Annotated in this window: 20 protein-coding genes; 7 read left to right on the forward strand and 13 right to left on the reverse strand. The window is 64.1% G+C overall.

From position 1 onward, the window contains the following. Positions 1–2: 2 nt before the first annotated feature. The 3 genes from ACZ5WQ_RS14670 to ACZ5WQ_RS14680 all read right to left on the reverse strand — a co-directional run bounded on the left by ACZ5WQ_RS14670 (position 3) and on the right by ACZ5WQ_RS14680 (position 1,848). Complete coding sequence (locus ACZ5WQ_RS14670) at positions 3–797, reverse strand: SDR family NAD(P)-dependent oxidoreductase (protein WP_464382563.1); 795 nt, start codon at positions 795–797, stop codon at positions 3–5. Between the two features lie 100 nt (positions 798–897). After that, positions 898–1,497 carry an NAD(P)H:quinone oxidoreductase gene (wrbA, locus tag ACZ5WQ_RS14675; RefSeq protein WP_269688270.1) on the reverse strand — a complete coding sequence of 200 codons (600 nt, stop codon included), beginning with the start codon at positions 1,495–1,497 and terminating at the stop codon, positions 898–900. Between the two features lie 117 nt (positions 1,498–1,614). Further along, a complete protein-coding gene (locus ACZ5WQ_RS14680) occupies positions 1,615–1,848 on the reverse strand; it encodes a DUF3820 family protein (RefSeq protein WP_233048681.1) in 234 nt (77 codons plus the stop codon). Between the two features lie 125 nt (positions 1,849–1,973). Between ACZ5WQ_RS14680 and ACZ5WQ_RS14685 the strand changes: the two genes are divergently transcribed. Further along, on the forward strand, positions 1,974–2,339 hold the full coding sequence (locus ACZ5WQ_RS14685; protein ID WP_285676892.1) for a glutaredoxin family protein: 366 nt from the start codon (positions 1,974–1,976) through the stop codon (positions 2,337–2,339). Between the two features lie 12 nt (positions 2,340–2,351). Here ACZ5WQ_RS14685 and ACZ5WQ_RS14690 read toward each other — a convergent pair whose 3' ends face one another. Then, the gene (locus tag ACZ5WQ_RS14690; RefSeq protein ID WP_233048683.1) at positions 2,352–2,729 is read right to left on the reverse strand and encodes a carboxymuconolactone decarboxylase family protein; all 378 of its coding nucleotides are present in this window, start codon (positions 2,727–2,729) and stop codon (positions 2,352–2,354) included. A 145-nt stretch (positions 2,730–2,874) separates the two neighbouring features. On the opposite strand from ACZ5WQ_RS14690, the gene ACZ5WQ_RS14695 reads away from it, so the two are divergent. Next, the gene (locus ACZ5WQ_RS14695; protein ID WP_285676891.1) at positions 2,875–4,278 is read left to right on the forward strand and encodes an MBL fold metallo-hydrolase RNA specificity domain-containing protein; all 1,404 of its coding nucleotides are present in this window, start codon (positions 2,875–2,877) and stop codon (positions 4,276–4,278) included. A gap of 13 nt (positions 4,279–4,291) precedes the next feature. Then, on the forward strand, positions 4,292–6,979 hold the full coding sequence (locus ACZ5WQ_RS14700; RefSeq protein WP_464382564.1) for a cation-translocating P-type ATPase: 2,688 nt from the start codon (positions 4,292–4,294) through the stop codon (positions 6,977–6,979). Here ACZ5WQ_RS14700 and ACZ5WQ_RS14705 read toward each other — a convergent pair. The 4 genes from ACZ5WQ_RS14705 to ACZ5WQ_RS14720 form a co-directional block, all read right to left on the reverse strand. After that, positions 6,965–9,319, reverse strand: coding sequence for a phosphoketolase family protein (locus ACZ5WQ_RS14705; protein ID WP_464382565.1), 2,355 nt, complete (start codon positions 9,317–9,319; stop codon positions 6,965–6,967). The genes ACZ5WQ_RS14700 and ACZ5WQ_RS14705 overlap by 15 nt on opposite strands. A 169-nt stretch (positions 9,320–9,488) precedes the next feature. Then, the gene (locus tag ACZ5WQ_RS14710) at positions 9,489–9,653 is read right to left on the reverse strand and encodes a DUF1328 domain-containing protein (protein WP_088276880.1); all 165 of its coding nucleotides are present in this window, start codon (positions 9,651–9,653) and stop codon (positions 9,489–9,491) included. A 97-nt stretch (positions 9,654–9,750) separates the two neighbouring features. After that, on the reverse strand, positions 9,751–10,182 hold the full coding sequence (locus ACZ5WQ_RS14715) for a ferritin-like domain-containing protein (protein WP_228245594.1): 432 nt from the start codon (positions 10,180–10,182) through the stop codon (positions 9,751–9,753). A gap of 71 nt (positions 10,183–10,253) precedes the next feature. Then, positions 10,254–11,084, reverse strand: coding sequence for a BON domain-containing protein (locus ACZ5WQ_RS14720; protein ID WP_464382566.1), 831 nt, complete (start codon positions 11,082–11,084; stop codon positions 10,254–10,256). 337 nt (positions 11,085–11,421) lie between these two features. Here ACZ5WQ_RS14720 and ACZ5WQ_RS14725 point away from each other — a divergent pair, with 337 nt between their 5' ends. Then, positions 11,422–11,985, forward strand: coding sequence for a DUF4136 domain-containing protein (locus ACZ5WQ_RS14725; protein WP_228245596.1), 564 nt, complete (start codon positions 11,422–11,424; stop codon positions 11,983–11,985). Here ACZ5WQ_RS14725 and ACZ5WQ_RS14730 read toward each other — a convergent pair. Then, on the reverse strand, positions 11,982–12,938 hold the full coding sequence (locus tag ACZ5WQ_RS14730) for an AraC family transcriptional regulator (RefSeq protein ID WP_228245597.1): 957 nt from the start codon (positions 12,936–12,938) through the stop codon (positions 11,982–11,984). The two genes, ACZ5WQ_RS14725 and ACZ5WQ_RS14730, sit on opposite strands and share 4 nt — an antisense overlap. A gap of 386 nt (positions 12,939–13,324) precedes the next feature. Here ACZ5WQ_RS14730 and ACZ5WQ_RS14735 point away from each other — a divergent pair, with 386 nt between their 5' ends. The 3 genes from ACZ5WQ_RS14735 (at position 13,325) to ACZ5WQ_RS14745 (ending at position 19,151) form a co-directional block, all read left to right on the forward strand. Beyond that, complete coding sequence (locus ACZ5WQ_RS14735; protein WP_269688261.1) at positions 13,325–14,494, forward strand: efflux RND transporter periplasmic adaptor subunit; 1,170 nt, start codon at positions 13,325–13,327, stop codon at positions 14,492–14,494. A 75-nt stretch (positions 14,495–14,569) separates the two neighbouring features. Continuing rightward, complete coding sequence (locus ACZ5WQ_RS14740; RefSeq protein WP_464382567.1) at positions 14,570–17,719, forward strand: efflux RND transporter permease subunit; 3,150 nt, start codon at positions 14,570–14,572, stop codon at positions 17,717–17,719. 16 nt (positions 17,720–17,735) lie between these two features. Further along, positions 17,736–19,151 carry an efflux transporter outer membrane subunit gene (locus tag ACZ5WQ_RS14745; protein WP_464382568.1) on the forward strand — a complete coding sequence of 472 codons (1,416 nt, stop codon included), beginning with the start codon at positions 17,736–17,738 and terminating at the stop codon, positions 19,149–19,151. 421 nt (positions 19,152–19,572) lie between these two features. Here ACZ5WQ_RS14745 and ACZ5WQ_RS14750 read toward each other — a convergent pair whose 3' ends face one another. The 4 genes from ACZ5WQ_RS14750 to ACZ5WQ_RS14765 form a co-directional block, all read right to left on the reverse strand. Further along, a complete protein-coding gene (locus tag ACZ5WQ_RS14750) occupies positions 19,573–20,121 on the reverse strand; it encodes a cupin domain-containing protein (protein ID WP_228245601.1) in 549 nt (182 codons plus the stop codon). A 106-nt stretch (positions 20,122–20,227) separates the two neighbouring features. Further along, on the reverse strand, positions 20,228–21,298 hold the full coding sequence (gene alr / locus ACZ5WQ_RS14755) for an alanine racemase (protein WP_464382569.1): 1,071 nt from the start codon (positions 21,296–21,298) through the stop codon (positions 20,228–20,230). Between the two features lie 113 nt (positions 21,299–21,411). Further along, positions 21,412–21,771: a RidA family protein gene (locus ACZ5WQ_RS14760; protein WP_228245603.1), complete on the reverse strand. Its 360-nt coding sequence runs from the start codon at positions 21,769–21,771 to the stop codon at positions 21,412–21,414. After that, on the reverse strand, positions 21,746–23,047 hold the full coding sequence (locus tag ACZ5WQ_RS14765; RefSeq protein ID WP_464382570.1) for a D-amino acid dehydrogenase: 1,302 nt from the start codon (positions 23,045–23,047) through the stop codon (positions 21,746–21,748). The genes ACZ5WQ_RS14760 and ACZ5WQ_RS14765 overlap by 26 nt, the downstream gene beginning before the upstream one ends. Positions 23,048–23,076 lie beyond the last annotated feature (29 nt).

Genomic DNA, 23,076 nt, shown 5'->3' on the forward strand with positions numbered 1-23,076 from the left:
GCTCAAAGGTAGCGGGCCGCAGGCTGGTTGTGCGACAGGTTGGGCGCCAGTTGCAAGCGTGCCTGGGTCAGCGCGTGCCATTCGCTGCTGTCCGGCAGGGAGGGAATGGTCACCAGTTCGCCCTGATCGAAACCGCGCAGTGCGGCATCGACCAGATCCTCCACCTCCATCACCATGCCGGGAGGGATTTGCGTCAGCGAGCTGCCAGAGCGCTCGAAGATCTCGGTGCGGGTTACTCCGGGCAACACCACCTGAACCTGCACACCGTGGCTTGCCAGCTCGGCGTGCATGCTCTGGCTAAGGCTCAGCACGTATGCCTTGCTGGCGCTGTAGATGGCGTTGAAGCGCTCCGGCAGCAGCGACACCACCGAGCCGATATTGATGATCGCGCCGCCGCCACCGAGGCTGAAGCGTACCGTAGCAGCGCTGGCGAGCATGGTCAGCGCCAGCAGATTGATCTGCAGCAGGCTGTGGGCGCTGTCCAGGTCGGCCTCGGCCAGGCTGCCGTTGAGGGCGATGCCTGCACTGTTGACCAGCAGCGTAATCTGCTCGCCGCTGCGTAGCCTGGCGGCAACCTTTTCGATGTCGGCGTGTTGTTCCAGGTCGGCGCTGAGCAGGTCGACGTGCACCCCGTGGGCGGCAGTAAGCTCATCCGCGAGCTGCCGCAGACGTGTTTCGTTGCGGGCGACCAGCAGCAGGTCATAGCCGCGGGCGGCCAGGCGGCGGGCGTAGGTCGCACCGATACCGCTGGAGGCGCCGGTGATCAGCGCGGTCTGGGCATGAGAGGAGGCTTTCATGGTCGTACTCCTGGCTTTGAATTATGGCCGTCATGCTATTAGCATGATGATCATAATTCAATAGGCCCTGACGCACGCCGACCAGCGGTTGTCGGTGGTTTCAGCCAAACAGCTTTTGGGTGAGACCGGCGACGTACTTGCCCTGGTAACGGGCAATGGCGCGCTCGCGGGCATCTGGCTGACGGGAGCCATCACCGCCGGCGATGGTCGATGCGCCGTAGGGTGTGCCGCCCTTGCCGTGCTCGATATCGGCCAGTTCCTTGGTGCCGTAGCCGATGGGCACGATGACCATGCCGTGGTGCGCCAGGGTGGTCCAGGTGGAGGTAATGGTCATCTCCTGGCCGCCGCCGGTGCCGGTGGAGGTAAATACGCTGGCGATCTTGCCGTGCAGTGCGCCCTTGGCCCACAGGCCGCCTGTCTGATCGAAGAAGGTGCGCATCTGGCTGGACATGTTGCCGAAGCGGGTCGGCGTGCCCACGATGATGGCATCGTAGTCGGCCAGTTCACCCGGGCTGGCAACGTCAGCGGCCTGATCAACCTTGCCGCCGGCTGCCTTGAAGGCGTCTTCCGGCATGGTTTCCGGCACCCGCTTGATGGTGACCTCAACCCCCTGAACCTGCCGCGCGCCTTCGGCGACGACCTGGGCGAGGGTTTCGATATGTCCGTACATGGAGTGGTAAAGCACTAGTACCTTGGCCATTGCTGTCTGCTCCTGCTGTGATGGGCGTTGCCGCGCCGGCGCTCGGGTTCGCGATTGATCGGCGCGCCTCAAAGCATAGAGCATGATGTGCAGGGCAAGTTCAGGCGATTGCGCCGATCAATCCTGATAGCGGCGGTGCGGACCCTGACGCAGCGGGTCGAGCAGCGGTTTTAGCCCGTTGTGGTCGATCTCCTGCATCAGTTGCAGCAGGCGGCCGATCTCGCCCTTGGGAAAGCCCTCCCGGGCGAACCAGTTGAGGTAGTGGCCGGGCAGGTCGGCGAGCAGGCGACCCTTGTATTTGCCGAAGGGCATTTCGCGGGTGACCAGCAGCACAAGATCTTCGGGTTTCATTGCGGCTCGCAGATTCGGAGTGAAAGGCGATTATGCCTGCCCCGCTTCGTCAGGTCATGTTGGGCAGGTCGCGGCCAACAGGGTATCCTGCGCAGCCGTTTTCACCGCCACAGAGAGTTATTGCCATGATCGTCAAGGCACTGCGGGTCATTGTTGGCCAGCTCGTCGTCTTTATCAGCTTCCTTACCCGGCCGCGCCCGATGCAGCGCGAACCCGCCGCGCAGGCTGCGGTGGATGACGCCGCGTCGGCGCTGGCGCTTTATCAGTTCAACGGCTGCCCGTTCTGCGTGAAGGTCCGTCGTACCCTGCGGCGGCTGAATGTACCGGTTGAGCTGCGCGATGCCTCCGGCAACGCCGAGCACCGCCAGACCCTGCTGGCCGAGGGTGGCAAGATCAAGGTGCCCTGTCTGCGTATCGAGGAAGACGGTCAGACCCGCTGGCTGTACGAGTCCGATGCGATCAACGCCTACCTCGAATCCCGCTTTGCCTGAGCAGGCGCTGCACTAGGCCTGCTGATAGCTGTCGATGACTTCCTGCGCCGCACGGAAGGCATCGATGGCGGCCGGTACGCCGGCATAGACTGCGCAGTGCAGCAGCGCTTCGCGGATCTCTTCCACCGTGCAGCCGTTGTTCAGGGCCCCACGCACGTGGCCTTTGAGCTCCTGCGGGCACTTCAGCGCGGTCAGGGCGGCCAGGGTAATCAGGCTGCGGGTCTTGCGGTCCAGCCCCTCGCGATTCCATACCCCACCCCAGGCGTGTTCATTGACGAACTCCTGCAGCGGCTGACTGAATTCGGTTGCATTGTTCAGCGCACGGTCGACGAAGGCGTCGCCCATGACTTCCCGGCGTACCTGCACGCCTTCCTGCCTGGTCTTGCTCATGTTTTGGTCCTCTTTCTACGGTGCTGGCCGCAGTCTATCAGGCTGCCTTGCGAAAGCTGACGCAGATCAGCGCGTATCGGCAGCAGAGATCATTAAACTGTGCCAGAGTGGTGCAATCATAACGAAACACTGGAGGTAGACAGGCATGGCGAGTATTCGGTTTCTCGGTGCAGCGCAGGAAGTAACAGGCTCCTGCCACCTGCTGAGTTCGGCTGCGGTGGGCAAGGTGCTGCTCGACTGTGGCATGCATCAGGGTGGCGACGCGGTAGACCGCCTGCAGGAGGAGCGTTTCGCCTTCAAGCCCGCCGAGATCGATGCGGTGATCCTGTCCCATGCCCATATCGATCACTCCGGGCTGCTGCCCAAGCTGGTCAGCGAAGGGTTTCGCGGGCCGATTTACTGCACGCGCGCGACTGCCGATCTGCTGGAAGTGATGCTCAACGATGCTGCCGGCCTCTACGAGCGTGACCTGGAACGCGAGAACCTGCGCCGTTCCCGCCGCGGGGCGCCCGAGTTGCAACCGGCTTACACGCGGGCCGATGTCGAGCGGGTATTCAAGCAGTGCTCGCCGCAGCGCTATCACCAGCCGTTTGCCATTGGTGAGGCGGGCAGCGTGACCTTTCATGACGCGGGCCACATCCTCGGCTCGGCGATTGTCGAGCTGACCCTGCAGGAGCAGGGACGGGAAAAACGGCTGGTGTTCTCCGGCGACCTGGGCAAGAAAGACAGCGTGCTGCTGTTTGACCCCGAGGTGCTGACCCGCGCCGACCTGGTAATGATGGAAGGCACCTACGGTGACCGTGATCACCGCACCCTGGGCAACACGCTGGAGCAGTTCGAGCAGGTCCTGCACGAGGCCTGGGAGCGGGGCGGTAACGTGATGATTCCGGCCTTTGCGGTCGGCCGTACCCAGGAGCTGCTGTTTTACCTCGGCCAGCTGCATGAGCAGGGCAAGCTGGATAACTGGCAGGTGTTCCTCGACAGCCCGATGGCGATCGAAGTCACCCGGCTCTACGACCGCTGGCTCAGCCAGCTCGACTGCGAGGGTGTGAAGGGGCTGTGCAGTGGCGATCAGACTCTGCTGCGTGACTTCCTGCCGCGCCTGCAGCTGACGCCCAGCACCGACGAGTCGATGATGATCAACAAGATCAAGCGCGGCGCGCTGATCATCGCCGGCAGTGGCATGTGTACCGGCGGGCGGATTCGTCACCACTTCAAGCAACGCATCTGGGATGAGCGCAATACCATCGTGTTTGTCGGTTTTCAGGCACGCAATACGCTGGGCCGCATCCTGATTGACGGGGTGCAGCGCATCAAGCTGTTCCGTGAGGAGTATCTGGTGCGCGCGCAGATTGAAACCCTCGGCGGCTTCTCGGCCCATGCCGGACAAACCGGGCTGGTGGAGTGGGTCAGCCACTTTGAAAACAACCCGAAGGTTGTGCTGGTACACGGCGAGCCGGAAGCGCTGGATGCGCTGGCCAAGCGGCTGTGGGATGAGCATCAGATTGAAGCCATGATCCCGACCCCGGGCCAGTGTCTGGCATTCTGAGTGGAGCAGCAGCATGGCCGAGCAGGGAACGTCGGTTGACTGGCACGCCATTGACCCGGCCAGCGCGCTTGAGCGTCTGGACAGCACCGATCAGGGGCTGAGTCAGGCCGAGGCGCAAACGCGGTTGCAGCAGCACGGTGCCAACGCCCTGCCGCCAGCACCGCCGGAACCGGCCTGGCGGCGCTTTGCCCGCCAGTTTCAGAACACGCTGATCTATGTGCTGCTGGTCAGTGGCGTGATCAGTTTGCTGATGGGCCATCGGGTCGACGCCGGGGTGATCTTCGGCGTGGTGCTGATCAACGCGCTGGTGGGTTTTGTGCAGGAGGGCAAGGCAACCGCCGCCTTGCAGGCCATTCTCGGTATGACCCGCACCCGCTCGCTGGTCTGGCGCGACGGCCAGCTGCGGACCGTCGACAGCAGCGAGCTGGTACCGGGTGATCTGGTCAGCCTGCAGGCGGGCGACAAGGTGCCGGCGGACCTGCGTCTGTTGCAGTTGAAGGATCTGGCCTGCGACGAATCCATGCTGACCGGAGAATCGGTAGCGGTGCGCAAGCACCTGGCGGCGACGGCGGCCGCTGCGCCGCTGGCCGAGCAGCACGGCATGGCTTTTATGGGCACGCTGGTGACCGCCGGGGTGGGCCGCGGTCTGGTGTGCCGTACTGCCGCCCAGACCGAAATCGGCCGCATCAGCGAGCTGACCCGTCAGGCCACCCTGGTGGATACCCCACTGCAGCAGCAACTGGCGCGCTTCGCTCGCCAGCTCAGCATCCTGACGTTGATTATTGCCGTGCTGACCATTGTGGTCGGCAACCTGCTGCGAGGACTGGCGCTGGACGACATGGTGCAGGCGGCTATCGGTATCGCCGTGGCGACCATTCCCGAGGGGCTGCCGGCGATTGTCACCATCGCCCTGGCCATCGGCGTGCAGCGCATGGCACGGCAGCAGGCGCTGGTGCGGCGGCTGCCCAGCGTCGAGGTACTCGGCTCGGTCGATGTGATCTGTTCGGACAAGACCGGTACCCTGACCGCCAACGCCATGACCGCCCGCCAGTGTGTGACTGCGCTGCAATTGCACCGCATCGAAGGCGATGGCTATCGGCCCGAGGGCAGCATCATGCCGCCGGCAGACGCTGCCCTGATTGCTGCCGCGCGGGTGGCACTGCTCTGCAACGACGCCAGCCTGTCGCAGGAAAACGGCCAATGGCAGCTGCATGGCGACCCGACCGAGGGTGCACTGCTGGTGCTGGCGCGCAAGGCGCTGCCGCAGTTCGGTCAGGTGCTTGAACAGTGGCCGCGGGTCGAGGAGCTGCCGTTTGAAAGTGAGCGCCGCTATATGGCGACCCTGCACCGTTGTGACAGTGAGCCAACCGCCCTGCTGGCGGTCAAGGGCGCGCCGGACCGGTTGATGATGTGCTGTGAGACGCAGTTCGGTGCCAACGGTCCCGAGCCGCTGGATCTGGCCTGTTGGCAGGCCGAGCTGAAACGCCTTGGTGCCGAGGGGATGCGGGTGCTGGCGCTGGCCGAGCGACGGTTGCCGGCCGATGTCCACGCCGAGCACGGGCTGGTCGAGAAGGGCCTGTGTCTGCTGGCGCTGATCGGCATCAACGACCCGCCCCGACCGGAAGCGATCGACAGCATCGCCCGCTGCCATCAGGCGGGTATCCGGGTCAAGATGATCACCGGTGACAACCCGCTGACCGCGGCGGCCATCGGCGCGGAGATGGGGCTGAATGTCGAGCGGGTGCTGACCGGTGCCGAGCTGGATCGACTCGACAGCAAGGGGCTGGACGAGGCCGCGTCTGCTGTCGATATCTTTGCCCGCACCAGCCCTGCCAACAAGCTGCAGCTGGTCGAGGCGCTGCAGCGTCAGGGGCGGGTGGTGGCGATGACCGGTGACGGGGTTAATGACGCACCGGCGCTGCGTCAGGCCAATATCGGCATCGCCATGGGCGGCAAGGGTACCGATGCCGCGCGTGAAGCGGGTGACATGGTACTGACCGACGACAACTTCGCCACCATCGCCCACGCGGTCGCTGAAGGCCGCACCGTCTACGACAACGTGGTCAAATCGATTCTCTACATCCTGCCGACCAGTCTGGCCGAGGCGACGGTGATCATTTTCGCCATCCTGCTCGGCTGGACCCTGCCGATTACCCCGGCGCAGATTCTCTGGATCAACATGGTGACCACGGTCACGCTGGCGCTGGCGCTGGCCTTCGAGCCACCGGAGCCGGGGGTGATGGCGCGTCCGCCACGGCCGGCCGGCCAGAGCCTGATCAGTGCCGAGCTGGCCTGGCGCACGCTGCTGGTATCGGTCTGGGCCGCGGGGCTGGTGTTCTGGCAGTTCGGCGATTACCTGCGCCACGGCGCGTCAGTCGAGCTGGCGCGGGCGGTCGCGGTCAACACGCTGGTAATGATCGAGGCGGTGTATCTGATCAACTGCCGCTTGCTCGATGCCTCGGTGCTGACACCGGCAATCTTCCGCCGCGCCGGGCCGATGCTGGGAGCCATCGCCGGGGTAGTGGTGCTGCAGTTGCTTTACAGCTACCTGCCCTGGTCGCAGCAGCTGTTCGGGCTGGAGTCGCTGTCGGCCGCAGACTGGCTGCGGCTGACAGCAGTGGCTCTGTCGATCTTTGTGGTGGTCGAGCTGGAGAAGGCGTTGCGCCGCTGGCAGGCGGCGCGTCACTCAGCGCGCCAGTAAGCGCGGATCGCCCTCGCCCCTGAGCACCGCCTGTTCGGCCTTGCCGAGCAGGTCGTCCAGCGGGCGGTTCAGCAGCTGTGCTGCCTCGGCGACCAGATGCGCCCAGCTCTGGCGGTTGGCGAACTGCATGCCGAAGGTATCCAGCGTGCCACCGCGGTTGCGGTAGCCGAGGAAGCGACTGGTGCGCGGGCCGGTGTCGAGGCGCCGCAGCACCCCGGTCATCACCTCGGCATGGCCGTGGCAGACGAACAGCCGGCAGCGCGCCGCCGGGATCTGCCGGGCCAGCTCGGCGTCGCTGTGCACCACCGCCTGTTCCATGGCGTCACGCCCCTCGCGCAGCAGCCCCGGCTCGATGATTGCCACCTCGCTGCAGGGCACGCCGTGATAGCGCAGGTGCTGGGCGGCTTGCCGCACCGCCTGCAGCTGGTAGGCACCGACGGCCAGCAGTTGCAGTTCGGCACCCGGATCGGCATTCAGCACGGCAAAGCCGGTTTCCGCGGCCGCTTCGGCTTCGGGCACGGTGAGGCAGGCTTCCACCGGATTTTTCGGGGCGACGATCAGCGCCACCTTGCCGTGGCTGGCGTAGACCTTGCGCATCACCGCGACGGCGCTGTGGCTGTCGACCGGAAAGTAGACCGGGGCGCCGTCGCTCATCTCTTGCAGCCAGGCGTCGCACAGGGTCGGGTCTTGGTGGGACTGCTCGTTCTTGCCGTTCTCCCAGGTGTGCGAGGTGGCGATGATCGGTACGCTCAGCCAGCCGGGGGCGCGGCCCAGTTCGCGGGCGTGGCGGCTGAAGATCAGCTCCTGACGCATGGCACCGAGCATTTTCACCGCAAAGGCTTCATAGCTGACGGCCAGGTTGATGCCCTGGCGGTTGGCCAGCGCGGCGGAGACCACGGCCTCCTCGTTCAGCGCGGTGATCACGCTGCCCTGCAGACCTTCGGCGATGCCGTCTTCGGCGGCGGTGACCCGGTGCAGCAGCTGATCGAGGGTCTGGTTCATGCGGTTGCTGCGCATTTCATCGGGGTTGCCGACCCGCACGCGCAGCTGCGGATTGGCGCGAGTCAGGGCACAGAACCACTGGTCGATGGCGGCCATCGGCGCAGCGGGCTGTTCAGCGGCAATCGGCGGCAGTCGTGGTGTGGGGACCAGAATGCGAGCCAGCGGATGATCCTTCTCCTGCGGACGCTGCTGCTGGCTGTGGGTGTTCAGGGCGGCGACCGCGGCGCGCAGCTCGGCTTCGTCCACGTGCAGCGCGGCGATGCCCTGATTGAAGCGCTCGCGGGCGGCTTCGTTGACGGCCGGGTTGTCGACCAGCGGCAGGTTGTGGGCGGCGTTGGTGCCGGCGCCCGGAAAGCCGAAGCCCTTGACGGTTTCGGCGATGGCGTAGGGCAGGCGCACTGGGTATTCGGCCTCGCCGGCGGTGATCGCCTCGTGGGCGCGGCGCAGGCTGCGGGCCATGCTGATGATGGCCCAGGCAAAGGCGGCCGGATCGCGGCCGTCGATATCGATCGGGTCAAAGCCGTTGAGCGTCAGATGCTCGCGCAGCCAGTCGACACCGCCAACCTGCGCCATGGTCGAGCGCTGGTCGATACGCCGGCCGTTGGCGATCATGATCGGCATCACCAGCCCGCTGTCTTCACCGCGCCACCAGCGCGGCGCCCAGTCGCTGCCGCGCTGCTCCTCGAAGGCGCCGTCGCTGAGGAAGGTCACCAGTTCCTGCCCCGGCAGCGGCATGTGCACGTACTGCAGGCCGGCGAAGCCGAGGTAGCCGCCTTCGCTGATGCCGCCGCCGGTGTGCGGATTGACGTGGCTGCCAAGCGGTACCGCCGGGCGGCCTTCGGCATCAATGGCGTAGCTGTAGAAGTCCTGGCAAAGCTGGCTGAGCCCGGCATCGCTGAACGGGTAGCGCTCGGCCTGCGCCGCGTCGGTGTTGCCCAGCAGCACGTTGACCGCATCAATCGCCGCCACGCAGTGCCCTTGGCCCATCAGCCAGCTGCGGGTAGTGCCGGTCAGGGCGTTGGCCAGCAGGTAACCAACGTAGGCCGGCACCATATTCAGTGCGCCGCCGGTGTGGCCTTCGGGCTGGGGTTTGAAGTCGCTCTGCGCGAGCGGGCGGCCGTCCAGATAGACCTGGCGGGCGTAGGTCATGTGCGCCACCTGGCGCATCGCCGCATTGCACAGCCGGTCGGCGGCCTTGAGCAGCAGCGTAGCCTGAGCCACGGTGCAGGTGCCGTCGGCGGCCAGCTCTGCAAGCAGGTCGCTGATGCGGTCACGGGTCAGAAAATCGTGGTGAATGACGCCGAAGCCTTGGCTCCAGTCGTGCAACGTATCGTTCATGCTGGGTCTCCTTGCCCTGTCTGTCTGCCACGTTAGCAGAGAAAACCGCGGCTGCCTTGCGCTGGGTCACGAAGGCGGCATTTGCGATGGCTGCGGGCGATCTTCGGCAGGGGCAAACGCACAAGCACCCGCATGAAGCGGGTGCAGGGTACCTGTGGCCAGCCGGACGCTACAGCTTGGGTCGGCGGCCCATGATGAAGGACACGATAAACAGCACCAGAAAGACCAGAAACAGAATCTTGGCGATCCCGGTCGCGGTGCCGGCGATGCCACCAAAACCGAGAACCGCAGCGATGATGGCAATGATCAGAAAGGTAATGGCCCAGCTAAGCATGGTCGTTCTCCTTATCAGCAGATCCCGAGCGCTACGGTTTGATGCGCCACAGGTTCCGGGGACGCCGGGGTGGCATCTCGCCACCCCGGCCGGTCGGTTATTGCGCCTTCTTCAGGTCGCGCATCAGGTCATGGCAGGCGCGGACCTTGGGCATTTCGCTGACCAGTTCGGCGCGCAGGTCAGGATCGTTGCTCTGCATGGCGTCTTCGAATGCGTGCAGGATGCGATCCTCGGCCTCTTCCAGCTGGGCGATGTAGGTCGCTTCTTCATCACTGGACAGCGCCGCCCGGGTATCGGCGTATACCTGGCGAACCTTGCCGGTGAGCGTGCCGCCGCTGGCGGGTGTTTCCTGGTTGGCGGCAACGCGTTTTTCCAGGGCGATGATCACATTGCTTTTGGCCTGTGACATGTTGCTGAACAGGGTCTTGAGCTCGCTGCTCTTGACCTCATCGCGGGCATGTTCGTAGAAGCGTTTGCCGTCGCGGGTAATTTCGATCAGTTCGTTCAGTTGAGTGGCTGTGTTGCTCATGATCGTTCTCCGTCTCTTGGGTGTATGTGACAGATGCGGGCGCCAGCCGGGGTAAGGCTGGCGCCGGGTGATCAGTTGGCGGTGCGCAGGTTCTCTGCACTCACGCCCTTGACGCCGCGGATGTTCTTGGCGGTCTCGATGGCCAGCTCTTTCTCCGCCTGGGTCATAACCGTACCGCCCAGCGCAACGACGCCGTTATTGGTATCGACCGAGATATCCAGGCCGCTGAGGTTGCTGCTGAGCAGGTAGCTGGACTTCACCTTGCTGGTGATCCAGGCGTCACTGATCGCAGCGCCTGCCTCATCGGCGGCGTTCTGCGCCTTGGCGGCGGCGGTGGCTTCACCGTCGACGCGGATCTGGTTGTCGACGCGATGCACGCCTTCGGTGTCCTTGGCCAGCATGCCGGCCAGATCCTTGGCTTCCTCGCTCTGGGCGGTACCGGTCAGGGTGACGACACCGCCGCGGGTATCGACATTAATGTCCAGACCTTCGGTATTGCTGTTCCACAGCAGCTTGGATTTGATGCTGGCGGTGGTGGTCGCGTTGCTGAAGCTTTGCGACAGGCTCGGTGTGCCGGCAGTCTGTTCCTTGCGCTTGGCGTCCGGGTTGACGGTCAGCTGGTTGTCGACGCGCTGCACGCCTTCGATGCTCTTGGCGACCTGCTCGGCGAGGTCACGATCAACGTCGCTTTCGACTTCCCCGCTCAGGGTTGCGACGCCGCTTTCCACATCAACGTCGATGCTGAAGGGGTTGAGGTGACGGTTCAGGGCGATGGCGGTCCAGATCGAGCCTTCCTGACGCGCCTCGGTCAGATCACCGTCCGCAGCATGGGCGGCCAGCGGCATCATGCCCATCAGGCTGGCGGTGGCAGTGGCGAGTGCGATGGTTTTCAGCTTGTTCATGGGTGTCTCTCCTGTAATCGGTTTCCATCGGCGGCCTTTTCGTCGACCGTTGTGAGGATGATTGCAGGGCCTGTGCCAGCTTTTTTATTTTCAGCAAATTCTTTTAAATCAGATGGTTATGGTTCTTTGGCGGAATGCCATGACATGCGCATTGCACGAATGGGCAATATGGGTCGTGCAATTTGCAAGCGAATTTGCTGTCTATCTCCCGTAGGCTGGACAGCGTGCTGCGGTGATGCACCCGACAGCTCGCTACACTGCCTATGGCAGCGGCCCGCAGTGGTTAGGCCCGTCGCTGAGGTTGGTCCTTTTTCATTACTAGTCGGAGTCTGTTCCCATGTATGCGCGCGTACTTGCTGTTATGCCTTTGTTGCTGTCGCTGGCGGCTTGCCAGGGCGCAGCAGTCAAACCGGATTATGATCTCACTCACGACTTTGCCGGCGACCAGACCTGGGAATGGGCCGAGCCGCGGGTGGAGTTTCGACCCAGCGATGATCCGCGGATCGGTGGTGAGTTGATGGCTGGCCGGATAGAACAGGCAGTGGCCGAGCAGCTCGACGCCCGCGGCCTGCGCCCGGTGCTCGAGAGCAAGGCGGCTGATCTGCAGGTCAAGAGCTATGTGCTGGTGGAGAAGCGGCAGGAGAACGTCACTACCAGCTTTGGCGGCTACTGGGGCACCGGCTGGGGCGGGTTCTGGGGCGGCCCGGCGGTTCAGACCTACCCGGTGGATTACCGTCAGTTGACGCTGCAGATCGATCTGCTTGATGGCGACACCGGCCGGCTGGTCTGGCGCGGGATTGAAAGCGAGCGCATGAGCGAACGCGAGCTGACGCCAAGCCAGCGCGACGAGCAGGTGCAGCGGCTGGTGAGCCGCATCCTGGCGGCGTTTCCTCCGTATTAAAGCGAGGCAACCATCGCCTGATCGCCGCGCAGCTTGGTGACATCCGCGCGCGGCGGTGCGCCAAACATGCGGCGGTACTCGCGGCTGAAGTGTGAGGGGCTTTCGTAGCCAACCCGGTAGCTGGCGGTTGCCGCTTCCAGCCCCTCGGTCAGCATCAGGCGCCGGGCTTCGTGCAGGCGCAGCTTCTTCTGAAACTGCACCGGCGACATGCGGGTGACCTGTTTGAAGGTGTGGAACAGGGTCGACTCGCTCATGTTCACGTCTTCCGCCAGCTCCCGTACCCGCAGCGGTTCGGCAAAGCGGTCTTTCAGCACGGCAATGACCTTGGAGATGCGGTGGGCCTGGGTATCGGTGGCGACAAAGTCGCGCAGGCGCCAGCCCATCTCGCCCATCAGCGCCCGATAGATGATCTCGCGCCGCACCAGTGGCGCCAGAACGCGCGCATCGGTTGGCGATGACAGCAGCGCGACCAGTCGGGTCATGGCCTGCAGAATGCCGGTATCCAGCGGCGCCACGCACAGCCCGCAAGACGCCGCCGGGCAATCCCGTTGCTGATCCAGTGGCGGCAGTTCATCGCCCAGTTCCAGCACCAGCTCGGCGATCTCCTGCTGATTGAGCGATAGCTTGACCGCCAGATAGGGCGCGTTCGGGGTGGCATCAATGACGCAACCGCCGACCGGCAGTTCGACTGCCGAAATCATGTAACTCAGGGGGCCGTAGAGAATCTCCTTGTCGCCCAGCTGCACGGTTTTGCTGCCCTGGGCGATGACACAGAGCGCAGGTTCATAGACGACGGAACTGAAGCTGGTCGGCTGGTCTGCACGGTAGACCTCAAGCCCGGGAATACGCGTTTCATTGATCCCCTCGTTGATCGCATGCTCGCTGACCAGGTCGGCTAGCTGGCGGCACATGGGCAGGTCCAGTGGCGCTGGCTGAGTGTTGTCGTGTGACACGGTCAATGACCTCCTTCGGAGTTTCGCGACAGTATACGCAGATCAATTGATAACCAGATTACAGTCTTCAGGCAATTGCAGGATCAGGCAATAAGCTTGCAGGATTGCGCAAATCCTTGTGCGGTAAGGCTTGTTCTGCTCCTTTTGGGCGCTTTCTGTTACAGGGTCAGTGCTTGCTACAGCAGAATTAGGCGATTGCCAAATTCTCCGTATTTACAGAATTAGGCAATCTTCGCGCAGGACCGAGCTACCTGAGTGTGGCCCGCCGCACGTATCGTTTACGCCATACCCGATTCCCTTCAACCAACCGACGTGCCCCTCGGCGCGCGGGGATCCCTTTTTTTGCCTGCCAACTATTGCCCACAACACAGGGAGCGATGGATTACATGAACACGCATGCTTTTAACGGCTTTGCCCGTGCTGGCGCGGTCACCGCGCTATTGCTGCTACTGGCTGGTTGCGAGGCCAGCGGCGACCAGGCCAATAACCCGAACTTACCGGCTCCTGAGGTCGATGTGGCGGTGGCGCAGCCGCGCGATGTGACCCTTTGGGACAGCTTTACCGGCCGCATGGCCGCGCCGGAAACCGTGGAGCTGCGAGCCCGTGTCAGCGGTTATATCGACAAGGTGGCTTTTGCAGAAGGTGAGCTGGTCAAACAGGGGGACGTGCTGTTTGTCATCGACCAGCGCCCGTATCAGGCGCGCCTGCAGATGGCCCGAGCGGAAGTGGCGCGCGCCCGCAGTCAGGTGACGCTGGCGGCGCGTGAGGCCGAGCGGGCCGAGCAGCTGTGGCAGCGCCGCGCCATTTCCCGCGAGGAGATGGAACAGCGCAGCGCCGCGCGCAGTATGGCGCAGGCCGCGCTGGCGTCGGCGCAAGCGGCGCAGGACAACGCCGAACTGGAGCTGGCCTATACCGAGGTCAGGGCGCCGGTGTCCGGCCGCATGGGCCGTGCCGAGATTACCCGCGGCAACCTGGCGACCGCCGATGCGACACTGCTGGCGACGCTGGTCTCGGTCGACCCCATGTATGTCTACTTCGAGAGCGACCAGCAGACCGTCGAGAGCAACCCGTATGCTGATGCCATATCCATACCGGTGCGACTGGGGTTGGGCAGCGGTCAGGATTACCCCTACCAGGGTCAGCTCGACTTCGTCGACAACCAGTTCAACGCCGGCACCGGGACGCTGCAGTACCGGGCCGTGATCGCCAACCCCGAAGGGCTGTTCCGTCCCGGCCAGTTCGCCCGGGTGCAGATGCCGGTCGCGGCGGCCCGCCAGGCGATTCTGATCGACCAGAAGGCGGTGTTGACTGACCAGGATCGGCGCTATGTCTACGTGCTGGACGAGCAGAACCGGGCGACTCGCCGCTTTGTCGAGACCGGCCGCCGGGTGGATGGCCTGCTGGTGATCCGTGGCGGTTTGCAGGCCGGCGACCGGGTGGTGGTCAATGGACTGCAGAAGATTCTCTATCCGGGTTTCGAGGTCGCGCCGCAGCTGGTGGCGATGGACCGCAGCCAGCCGGTTCGCAACGAGGTAGCGCTGCAGACGGCGTTCTGACCCTGACCTGATTTTCCCCTTTTAACGATATTGCTGGGGCGTGCTCTGCGGAGCACGCCAAGGGAGCGTATTGCCGTGAATATTTCACGTTTCTTTGTCGACCGGCCGATCTTTGCCTCGGTGCTGTCGATCATCATCTTCGTGGTTGGCCTGATCAGCATCCCGATGCTGCCGGTCAGCGAGTACCCGGAGGTCGTGCCGCCCAGCGTGCTGGTCAGCGCAAGCTATCCGGGCGCCAACCCCAAGACCATCTCGGAAACCGTCGCCACCCCGCTGGAAGAAGCCATCAACGGCGTGGAAGACATGATCTACATGAAGTCGGTGGCTGGCAGCGACGGCAGTCTGGCGCTGACTGTGACCTTCGCGTTGGGTACCGACCCGGATCAGGCGCAGGTGCAGGTGCAGAACCGGGTGTCGCAGGCGCTGCCGCGGTTGCCGGAAGATGTGCGTCGCCTCGGCGTGACGACGCAGAAGCAGTCACCCAACCTGATGATGGCGGTGCACCTGATCTCGCCGGATGACAGCCTGGATGCGACCTACATTCGCAACTACGCGGTGCTGCACATTCGTGACGAGCTGGCGCGGATTCCCGGCGTCGGTCAGGCCGGTCTGTTCGGTGCCGGTGACTACGCCATGCGCCTGTGGATCGACCCGCAGCGGGCGGCGTCGCTGGGCGTCAGTGCGGGTGACATCGTCGCCGCGGTGCAGGAGCAGAACGTGCAGGTGTCGGCCGGCCAGATCGGCGCACCGCCGATGCCGAACAGCTCCGACCTGCTGATTTCGATCAACGCCAAGGGTCGTCTGGACAGCACCGAAGCCTTTGGCGACATCGTGCTGAAGACCGGTGACGACGGCCAGATCACCCGCCTGCGTGATGTGGCGCGTATCGAGCTGGCGGCGCAGGAAGACTCCCTGCGTGCGCTGCTCAATGGCCGTCAGGCGGTGGCGCTGCCGATCTTTCAGGCACCCGGCTCCAACGCGCTGGATGTCTCTGCCGCGGTGCGCGCCAAGATGGCCGAGCTGGCCGAAGACTTCCCGGCCGGCTTGAGCTGGGAAGTGGCCTACGACCCGACCGTGTTCGTCAGCACCTCGATCAGTTCTGTGATCCAGACCCTGCTTGAAGCGGTCGCACTGGTGGTGCTGGTGGTCATTCTGTTCCTGCAGACCTGGCGCGCCTCGCTGATTCCGCTGCTGGCGGTGCCGGTATCGATTGTCGGCAGCTTTGCCGTGCTGTTGATGCTCGGCTTCTCGATCAATACCCTGACGCTGTTTGCCATGGTGCTGGCGATCGGCATTGTGGTGGATGACGCCATCGTGGTGGTGGAAAACGTCGAGCGCAATATCGAGCAGGGGCTGGCACCGCTGGCGGCGGCGCATCAGGCGATGCGCGAGGTCAGTGGCCCGATTGTGGCGATCAGCCTGGTGCTCTGCGCGGTATTTGTGCCCATGGCGTTTCTGGATGGTATTACCGGGCAGTTCTACCGTCAGTTCGCGGTGACCATCGCCATTACCACGGTGATCTCGGCGATGAACTCGCTGACCCTGTCGCCGGCACTGGCCGCCACCCTGCTCAAGCCGCATGGCGCCGCACCGGATCTGCCGACCCGCGTAATCAACCGCAGCTTCGGCTGGCTGTTCCGCCCGTTCAACCGCTTCTTCCAGCGCAACGCCGAACGTTACGAGCGTCTGGTGGGGCGCAGTCTGGGTCGGCGCGGGATGGTGTTTGTGGTCTATCTGCTGCTGCTGGCAACCACTGCTGTGATGTTCCGCCAGGTGCCGGGCGGCTTTATTCCAACCCAGGACAAAACCTACCTGATTGGCAGCATCCGTCTGCCGGAAGGGGCGACGCTGGACCGTACCGAAGCGCTGGCGCGTCGGGTCAGTGATCTGGCGATGGAAACCGAAGGGGTGTCGCACGCGGCCGCGTTTGTCGGCTTCAACGCGCTGCAGGGCACCAATACGCCGAACGTGGGCACTGTGTTCATTCTGTTTGACGATTTTGATGTGCGTGAGCGTACCGCGCTGGAAATTGCCGACGACATCAACGCCAGGCTGGGCGAACTCAAGGAGGGCTTTGCCATTTCCTTCATGCCGCCACCGGTGTTTGGTCTGGGCGCGGGGTCCGGGTACTCGCTGTACATTCAGAACCGCCGCGGCGATGGCTACGGTGCGCTGCAGCAGGCGACCGACAGCATGGCTATGGCATTGAGTCAGACGCCGGGGCTGGGCTTCCCGATTACCTCCTATCAGGCCAACGTGCCGCAGCTGGACGCCGAGGTGGATCGCCTGCAGGCCAAGGCGCAGGGCGTGCGCCTGGATGAGCTGTTCGGCACCCTGCAGCTGTATTTCGGCGCGCAATACATCAACGACTTCAACCTGTTTGGCCGGACCTATCAGGTGCGTGCGCAGGCTGATGCGCCGTTTCGCGATGAGCCGAGTGATCTGGACAGCCTCTACGTGCGCAACGCCGCCGGCGAGATGGTGCCGCTCAACACCATGGTCCGCCTGAGGCCGAGCTTTGGCCCGGACCCGGTGATCCGTTACAACGGCTACCCGGCTGCTGATCTGATCGGCCAGTCCGATCCGGCCATGCTGTCGTCCACCGAGACGCTGGATACCGTCGCTGCGGTCGCAGCCAAGGCGTTGCCACCGGGCATGGATATTCAGTGGACCGACCTGAGCTTCCAGCAGGTCAATCAGGGCAGCGCCGCGCTGGTGGTGTTCCCGGTCGCGTTGCTGCTGGTGTTCCTGGTGCTGGCTGCGCTGTACGAGAGCTGGGTGATGCCGCTGGCGGTGATCCTGATCGTGCCGATGTGTCTGCTGGCGGCGATGCTCGGGGTCTGGTGGACCGGTGGTGACGCCAACATCTTCGTCCAGGTCGGTCTGGTCGTGCTGATGGGGCTGGCCTGCAAGAACGCCATTCTGATTGTCGAGTTTGCCCGCGAGCTGGAGATGCACGGCATGGAGACCGTCAAGGCCGCGCTGGAAGCCAGCCGCCTGCGTCTACGCCCGATCATCATGACCTCGGTTGCGTTTATCGCCGGCGTGTTGCCGCTGGTGCTGGCCTCCGGTGCTGGCAGCGAAGTGCGCAACGCCATGGGTATTACCGTGTTTACCGGCATGCTCGGCGTGACCCTGTTCGGGCTGCTGCTGACACCTGTGTTCTATGTTGCGCTGCGCAAGCTGGCTGGCACCTCGCTGGCCGTCGAGCGCCCCGCAGTGTAGCAGGAGGAAAAATCCAATGCATAAACTTCTCCCTCTGGCCCTGAGCGTGATGCTGACTGCATGCGCCGTGGGCCCTGACTATCAGGCGCCGGCGTCGGTGCCGCTGGCACGTTTCAGCCAGGCCGACGCGGCGGCTGAGCAACATCAGGCCAGCGAGAAGCGCTTCTGGTCTGGCTTCGATGATCCTCAACTGGCGGCGCTGATCGACCGGGCGCTGGCGCAGAATCTCGATGTGCAGACCTTGCTGGCGCGCTATCAAGGAGCCGAAGCATTGCTGCGAGGTGCGCGCCGTGACCGCTGGCCAAGCGTCACGCTGCAAGCCGGTGGTGGCGAGCAGCGGTTGGCTGAAGTGGAACGCACCGACCCCAACGTAGAGCGCGTTGAACAGTACTCGGTGGGTGCTGTCGCTAGCTGGGAACTCGACTTTTACGGTCGCCTGCAGCGTGCGGTAGAAGCGGGTGAAGCAGACCTTCAGGCGAGCGCGGCGGATCTGCAGGCGTTGCAGGTCGCGATTGCGGGTCAGGTTGCCAGCGGCTATTTCACCCTGCGCGGTCAGCAGCAGTTGCTGGCGGTGGCCGAACAGAACGTCGAATTACAGCAGGCTTCGCTGGATATCGTCAGCGCCCGTTTGGACGCCGGTCGCGGCACGGAGTTTGATCGGGTCAGGGCCCAGGCCGAGCTGGACGCCCTGCGCGCAGCGGTGCCGCAACGTCAGGCCGAGGTGCAGCTCAGCCTGCACCGGCTGGCGGTGTTGACCGGCCAGCCGCCAGCAGCCTTGAACGAGCGACTGGCTGCGCCGCAGGAGTTGCCGCCGATGAACGCCCGCATTGCGGTGGGCGCGCCTGCCGAGGTGCTGCGTCGTCGCCCTGATATTCAGGCCGCTGAACGCCGGCTAGCGGCAGCGACCGCGCGCATTGGTGTAGCCACCGCAGATCTGTTCCCGCGCTTTACCCTGGGCGCCTTGCTTGGCTCGGTAGCGGGCAGCGACGGTGACCTGTTCACCGCTGGCGCCGAGTCACGCAGTGTGACGCTGGGTATCGACTGGACCTTCCTTGACGTGGAAGGCGTGCGCGCCCGCATCGCAGCGGCGGATGCCACCGGCGCCGAGCGCTTGGCGCAGTACCAGCAGGCCGTGTTGCTGGCGCTGGAGGAAACCGAGAACGGGCTGGTGCGCTACCGCCACGCGCAGGAGCGCAGCCGCTGGCTGCTGGCCTCAAGCGAGGCCGCTCAGGCCGCGGTGGATCAGGCGCGGCTGCGTTACGAGCAGGGCTATATCGAGTACTTTGAAGTGCTGGATGCCGAGCAGCAGCTGACCGGCGTGCGCAGCGACCTGGTACAAAGCCGCATCGAGACCGCAACCGCGATGGTCAGCGTCTATCGCTCGTTGGCCGGCGCGCCGCCGCAGGCTGAGCAGTTGGCGTTGGGGGAGTAAGCTGAGCGCCACGCGTTGAGTTAGTTTTTGAAAGAACGTGTTTTCAGTCAGCTCGTTCTGAACAGGGTGAATGCTCGGACAGTGGAGTGTGCACTCTGGGTTCGTCCCGTTTACGCGGGCGAGTAGCGCAGGGCTGACGGGAAAAAGAGTCATAGGTTGTCTGAGGCTCGAAGAGCCGAGTTTTATGACTCCCCGTCAGGCCGAGCAACGCAGCGAACCCGAAGGGCCGCGTAGTCGGGTGCCCCGGGGGATCGCTAAGGGGGGCTGGGCAAGCAGCCCCCCTTGGCTCGCCGTGAAAGGCGAAAAACTGACTTGGCAACACCACAATCCAGGAGATATTTCGTGGGTAGGAAGGTGTCGTTGAGGTTGCTCGGTGGAGAAGCCTGTGGCGTTCTCCACCCTACGAGTCATCGGCGGAAGCTTAGAAGTTGGCGGGTGTCGTCGCGCTGATCAGCACGCAGGGCTCGTCGAACGGGTTACGAAAACGGTGCGGCTGGTTGCTGTCGAAGTAGTAGCTGTCGCCGGTTTCCAGTACATAAACCTCGCTGCCGACGGTCACTTCCAGCTGGCCGCTGACCACGGTGCCGGCTTCTTCGCCTTCGTGGTTGAGCATGTCCGGGCCGGTATCGGAGCCGGGTGGGTAGGTCTCGTTGAGGAAGGAGAAGGCACGGTTGGGGTGCCCCTTGCCGACCAGCTTCATGGTGACTTCGTTGGAGCCGATATCCAGCAGTTCGTCGGCGCGGTAGATCACCTTGCGTTGGGTGTCTTCTTCCAGCTCCAGCGAGAAGAAATCGACCAGCGACATCGGGATGCCTGAGAGCACTTTCTTCAGTGAACTGACCGAGGGGCTGACGCTGTTTTTCTCGATCATGGAGATAGTGCTGTTGGTGACGCCGGCGCGTTTGGCCAGTTCACGTTGGGATAAACCTTTGAGTTTGCGGATGGTTTTGAGACGGGCACCAACGTCCAATGGCAGATTCCTCCGGGGAATGGTCGGACTGAACGCCGCAGGGGGGCATTCGACCGGGGGATAATTGCACGGCTGTTCAGAATTTTCAACAGCCGTGCCGCCGCCATCACCCAATGTAGTGACGGGGTACCCGGTTCAGGTTGCAGAACAGCTGGTACGGGATGCTGTCGGCCCAGCCTGCCACTTCACTGGCGTTCAGGCCATCACCCCAGAGTGTCACGCTGCTGCCCAGTCCGCTGCCGGGCAGGTCGGTCAGTTCGACGGTCAGCATGTCCATTGATACCCGGCCGATCAGTCGGCTGCGCTGGCCGTCGACCAGCACCGGTGTACCGTCTTTGGCGTGGCGTGGATATCCGTCGGCATAGCCCATGGCAACCACGCCGACGCGGGTTGGCCGGGTGGTGACGAAGCGTGAGCCGTAGCCGATCGGCTCGCCCGCTGGCAGCTCGCGCACGGCAATGATGCGCGAGGTCAGTTGCATCACCGGACGCAGTTTGGCGGCATGCTCCTGCTCGAACTCGAACGGGGTTGCGCCATACAGCATGATGCCGGGGCGCAGCCAGTCGTTGTGGGCCTGCGGCCAGGCCAGCACGCCGGGCGAGTTGCACAGGCTGGCCGGGCCATCGAGCCCGGCAGTGGCGGCGGCGAAGGTCGCCAGCTGCTGTTCGGTACGACCGGTGTCGGGCTCGTCGGCGCGGGAGAAGTGGGTGATTTTGGTCAGGCTGGCTACCTGTGGCAGCGCGGCCAGACGGCCCCAGATCGTGGCGTATTCCTCGGGGCTGAAACCAACCCGGTGCATGCCGCTGTCGAGCTTCAGCCAGATGTGCAGCGGTCGGCTGAGGGTGGCCGCTTGCAGTTGCTGCAGCTGGGCATCGTGGTGCAGCACCGCCCAGAGGTCATGCTCGGCCAGCAGTGGCAGCTCGTCGGCATCGAACCAGCCTTCGAGCAGCAGGATCGGGCCGCGAATGCCGGCTGCGCGCAACTCCAGCGCTTCCTCGATGCAGGCGACGGCGAAGCCGTCGGCATCGGCCTGCAGCGCTTCGGCGCATTGAACGGCGCCATGCCCGTAGGCGTTGGCCTTGACCACCGCCAGCGCGCGGCGCCCGGACAGCGACTTGGCCAGTTGATAGTTGTGACGCAGGGCAGACAGGTCGATCAGGGCTTGGGCTGGGCGCATGGGCAAGGCATCTTGAATAAAAAAGACGGGGCAATGTGCCCCGTCAGAATATCAGACACCACTGAACGCGTGGGAGCGGTGACTGAGAGGGTGAAACAGGTTTTGCTGCAACCTCAGGGCAGTGCAGCAACGACCGACATCTCGACCAGAATTTCCGGCTCACACAGCTTGGCTTCGACGGTCGCGCGGGCAGGGGCGGTGCCGGCGGGCAGCCACTGATCCCAGGCGCTGTTCATGGCTTCAAAGTCGGCGTCGATGTCTTTCAGGTAAATGGTCACCGACAGGATGTTGGTCTTGTCGGTACCCGCCTCGGCCAGCAGTTTCTCGATCTCTGCGAGCGTGCTGCGGGTCTGCTCGGCGGCATCCTTGGCAAGGTCGTCATCGGCGGCCACCTGACCGGCAAGATAGACCGTGTTCTGGTGAATCACGATCTGACTCATGCGGTGGTTAGTGTGCAGACGCTGGATGGCCATGGTGCTGGTGTTCCTTGTGGTTGGTGTAGCGGTCAAAGCTGTAATCGCCGGCGTTCAGAGCCGGCTTTTCGCCGGACAGCAGGTCAGCCAGCAGTTTGCTGGAGCCGCAGGACATGGTCCAGCCCAGGGTGCCGTGACCGGTGTTGAAATACAGGTTGCGCAGACTGCTGGTGCCGATGATCGGCGTGCCGTCCGGGGTCATCGGGCGAAAGCCGGTCCAGAAGGTCGCTTCGGCCACCTTGCCACCCTGCGGGAACAGGTCGGAGACAACCATTTCCAGTGTTGCGCGACGCTTTTCTTTCAGGGTGTCGTCAAAACCGGTCAGCTCTGCCATACCGCCCACGCGGATGCGGTCGGCGAAGCGGGTGACGGCAACCTTGTAGGTTTCATCCATGATGGTGGAAACCGGCGCCATGGCGTCATCCGCCACCGGCAGGGTCAGCGAGTAACCCTTGACCGGGTAGATCGGCAGGTCAAAGCCGAGCGGACGGGCCAGTTTCGGCGAGTAGCTGCCAAGGGCCAGTACATAACGGTCGGCGGTCAGTACTTCGCCGCTTTCCAGACGTACGCCGTTAATCTGGGCGCCGTCGCTGAGCAGTTCGTCGATGGCACAGTTGTAGCGGAACTCGACGCCCAGCTCGGCGGCTTTGGCGGCCAGGCGGGTGGTGAACAGGTGGCAGTCGCCGGTCTCGTCGTTCGGCAGGCGCAGCCCGCCAACGATCTTGTCGGCGCTGGCGGCCAGGCCGGGTTCTACGCGCACGCAGCCTTCCCGGTCGAGCACCTCGTACGGCACGCCGCAGCGTTCCAGCACGGCGATGTCCTGGGCGGCGGCGTTCATCTGCTTCTGGGTGCGGAATACCTGCAGGGTGCCCAGCTCGCGGTGTTCGTAGTCGACGCCGCTGTCGGTGCGCAGATCCATCAGGCAGTCGCGGCTGTATTCCGCCAGGCGCATCATGCGTTCCTTGTTGATCGCATAACGGGCTTCGGTGCAGTTGGCCAGCATCTGGACCATCCAGCGGTACTGATGCGGGTCGCTGGTCGGGCGGATGGACAGCGGCGGATGCTTGGCCAGCATCCACTTGACCGCCTTGAACGGCACACCCGGTGCGGCCCACGGGGCGGAGTAGCCGGGGGAGATCATGCCCGCGTTGCCGAAGCTGGTTTCCAGGCCGGCGCCCGGCTGGCGATCAACCACGGTGACCTGATGGCCGGCGCGGGCCAGATACCAGGCGCTGGTAACGCCGATGACGCCACTACCGAGGATGAGAACCTGCATGACATTGCTCCCGGAAAATTTGCTGTGAA

The organism is Halopseudomonas sp. T1L2 (genome assembly GCF_055397385.1).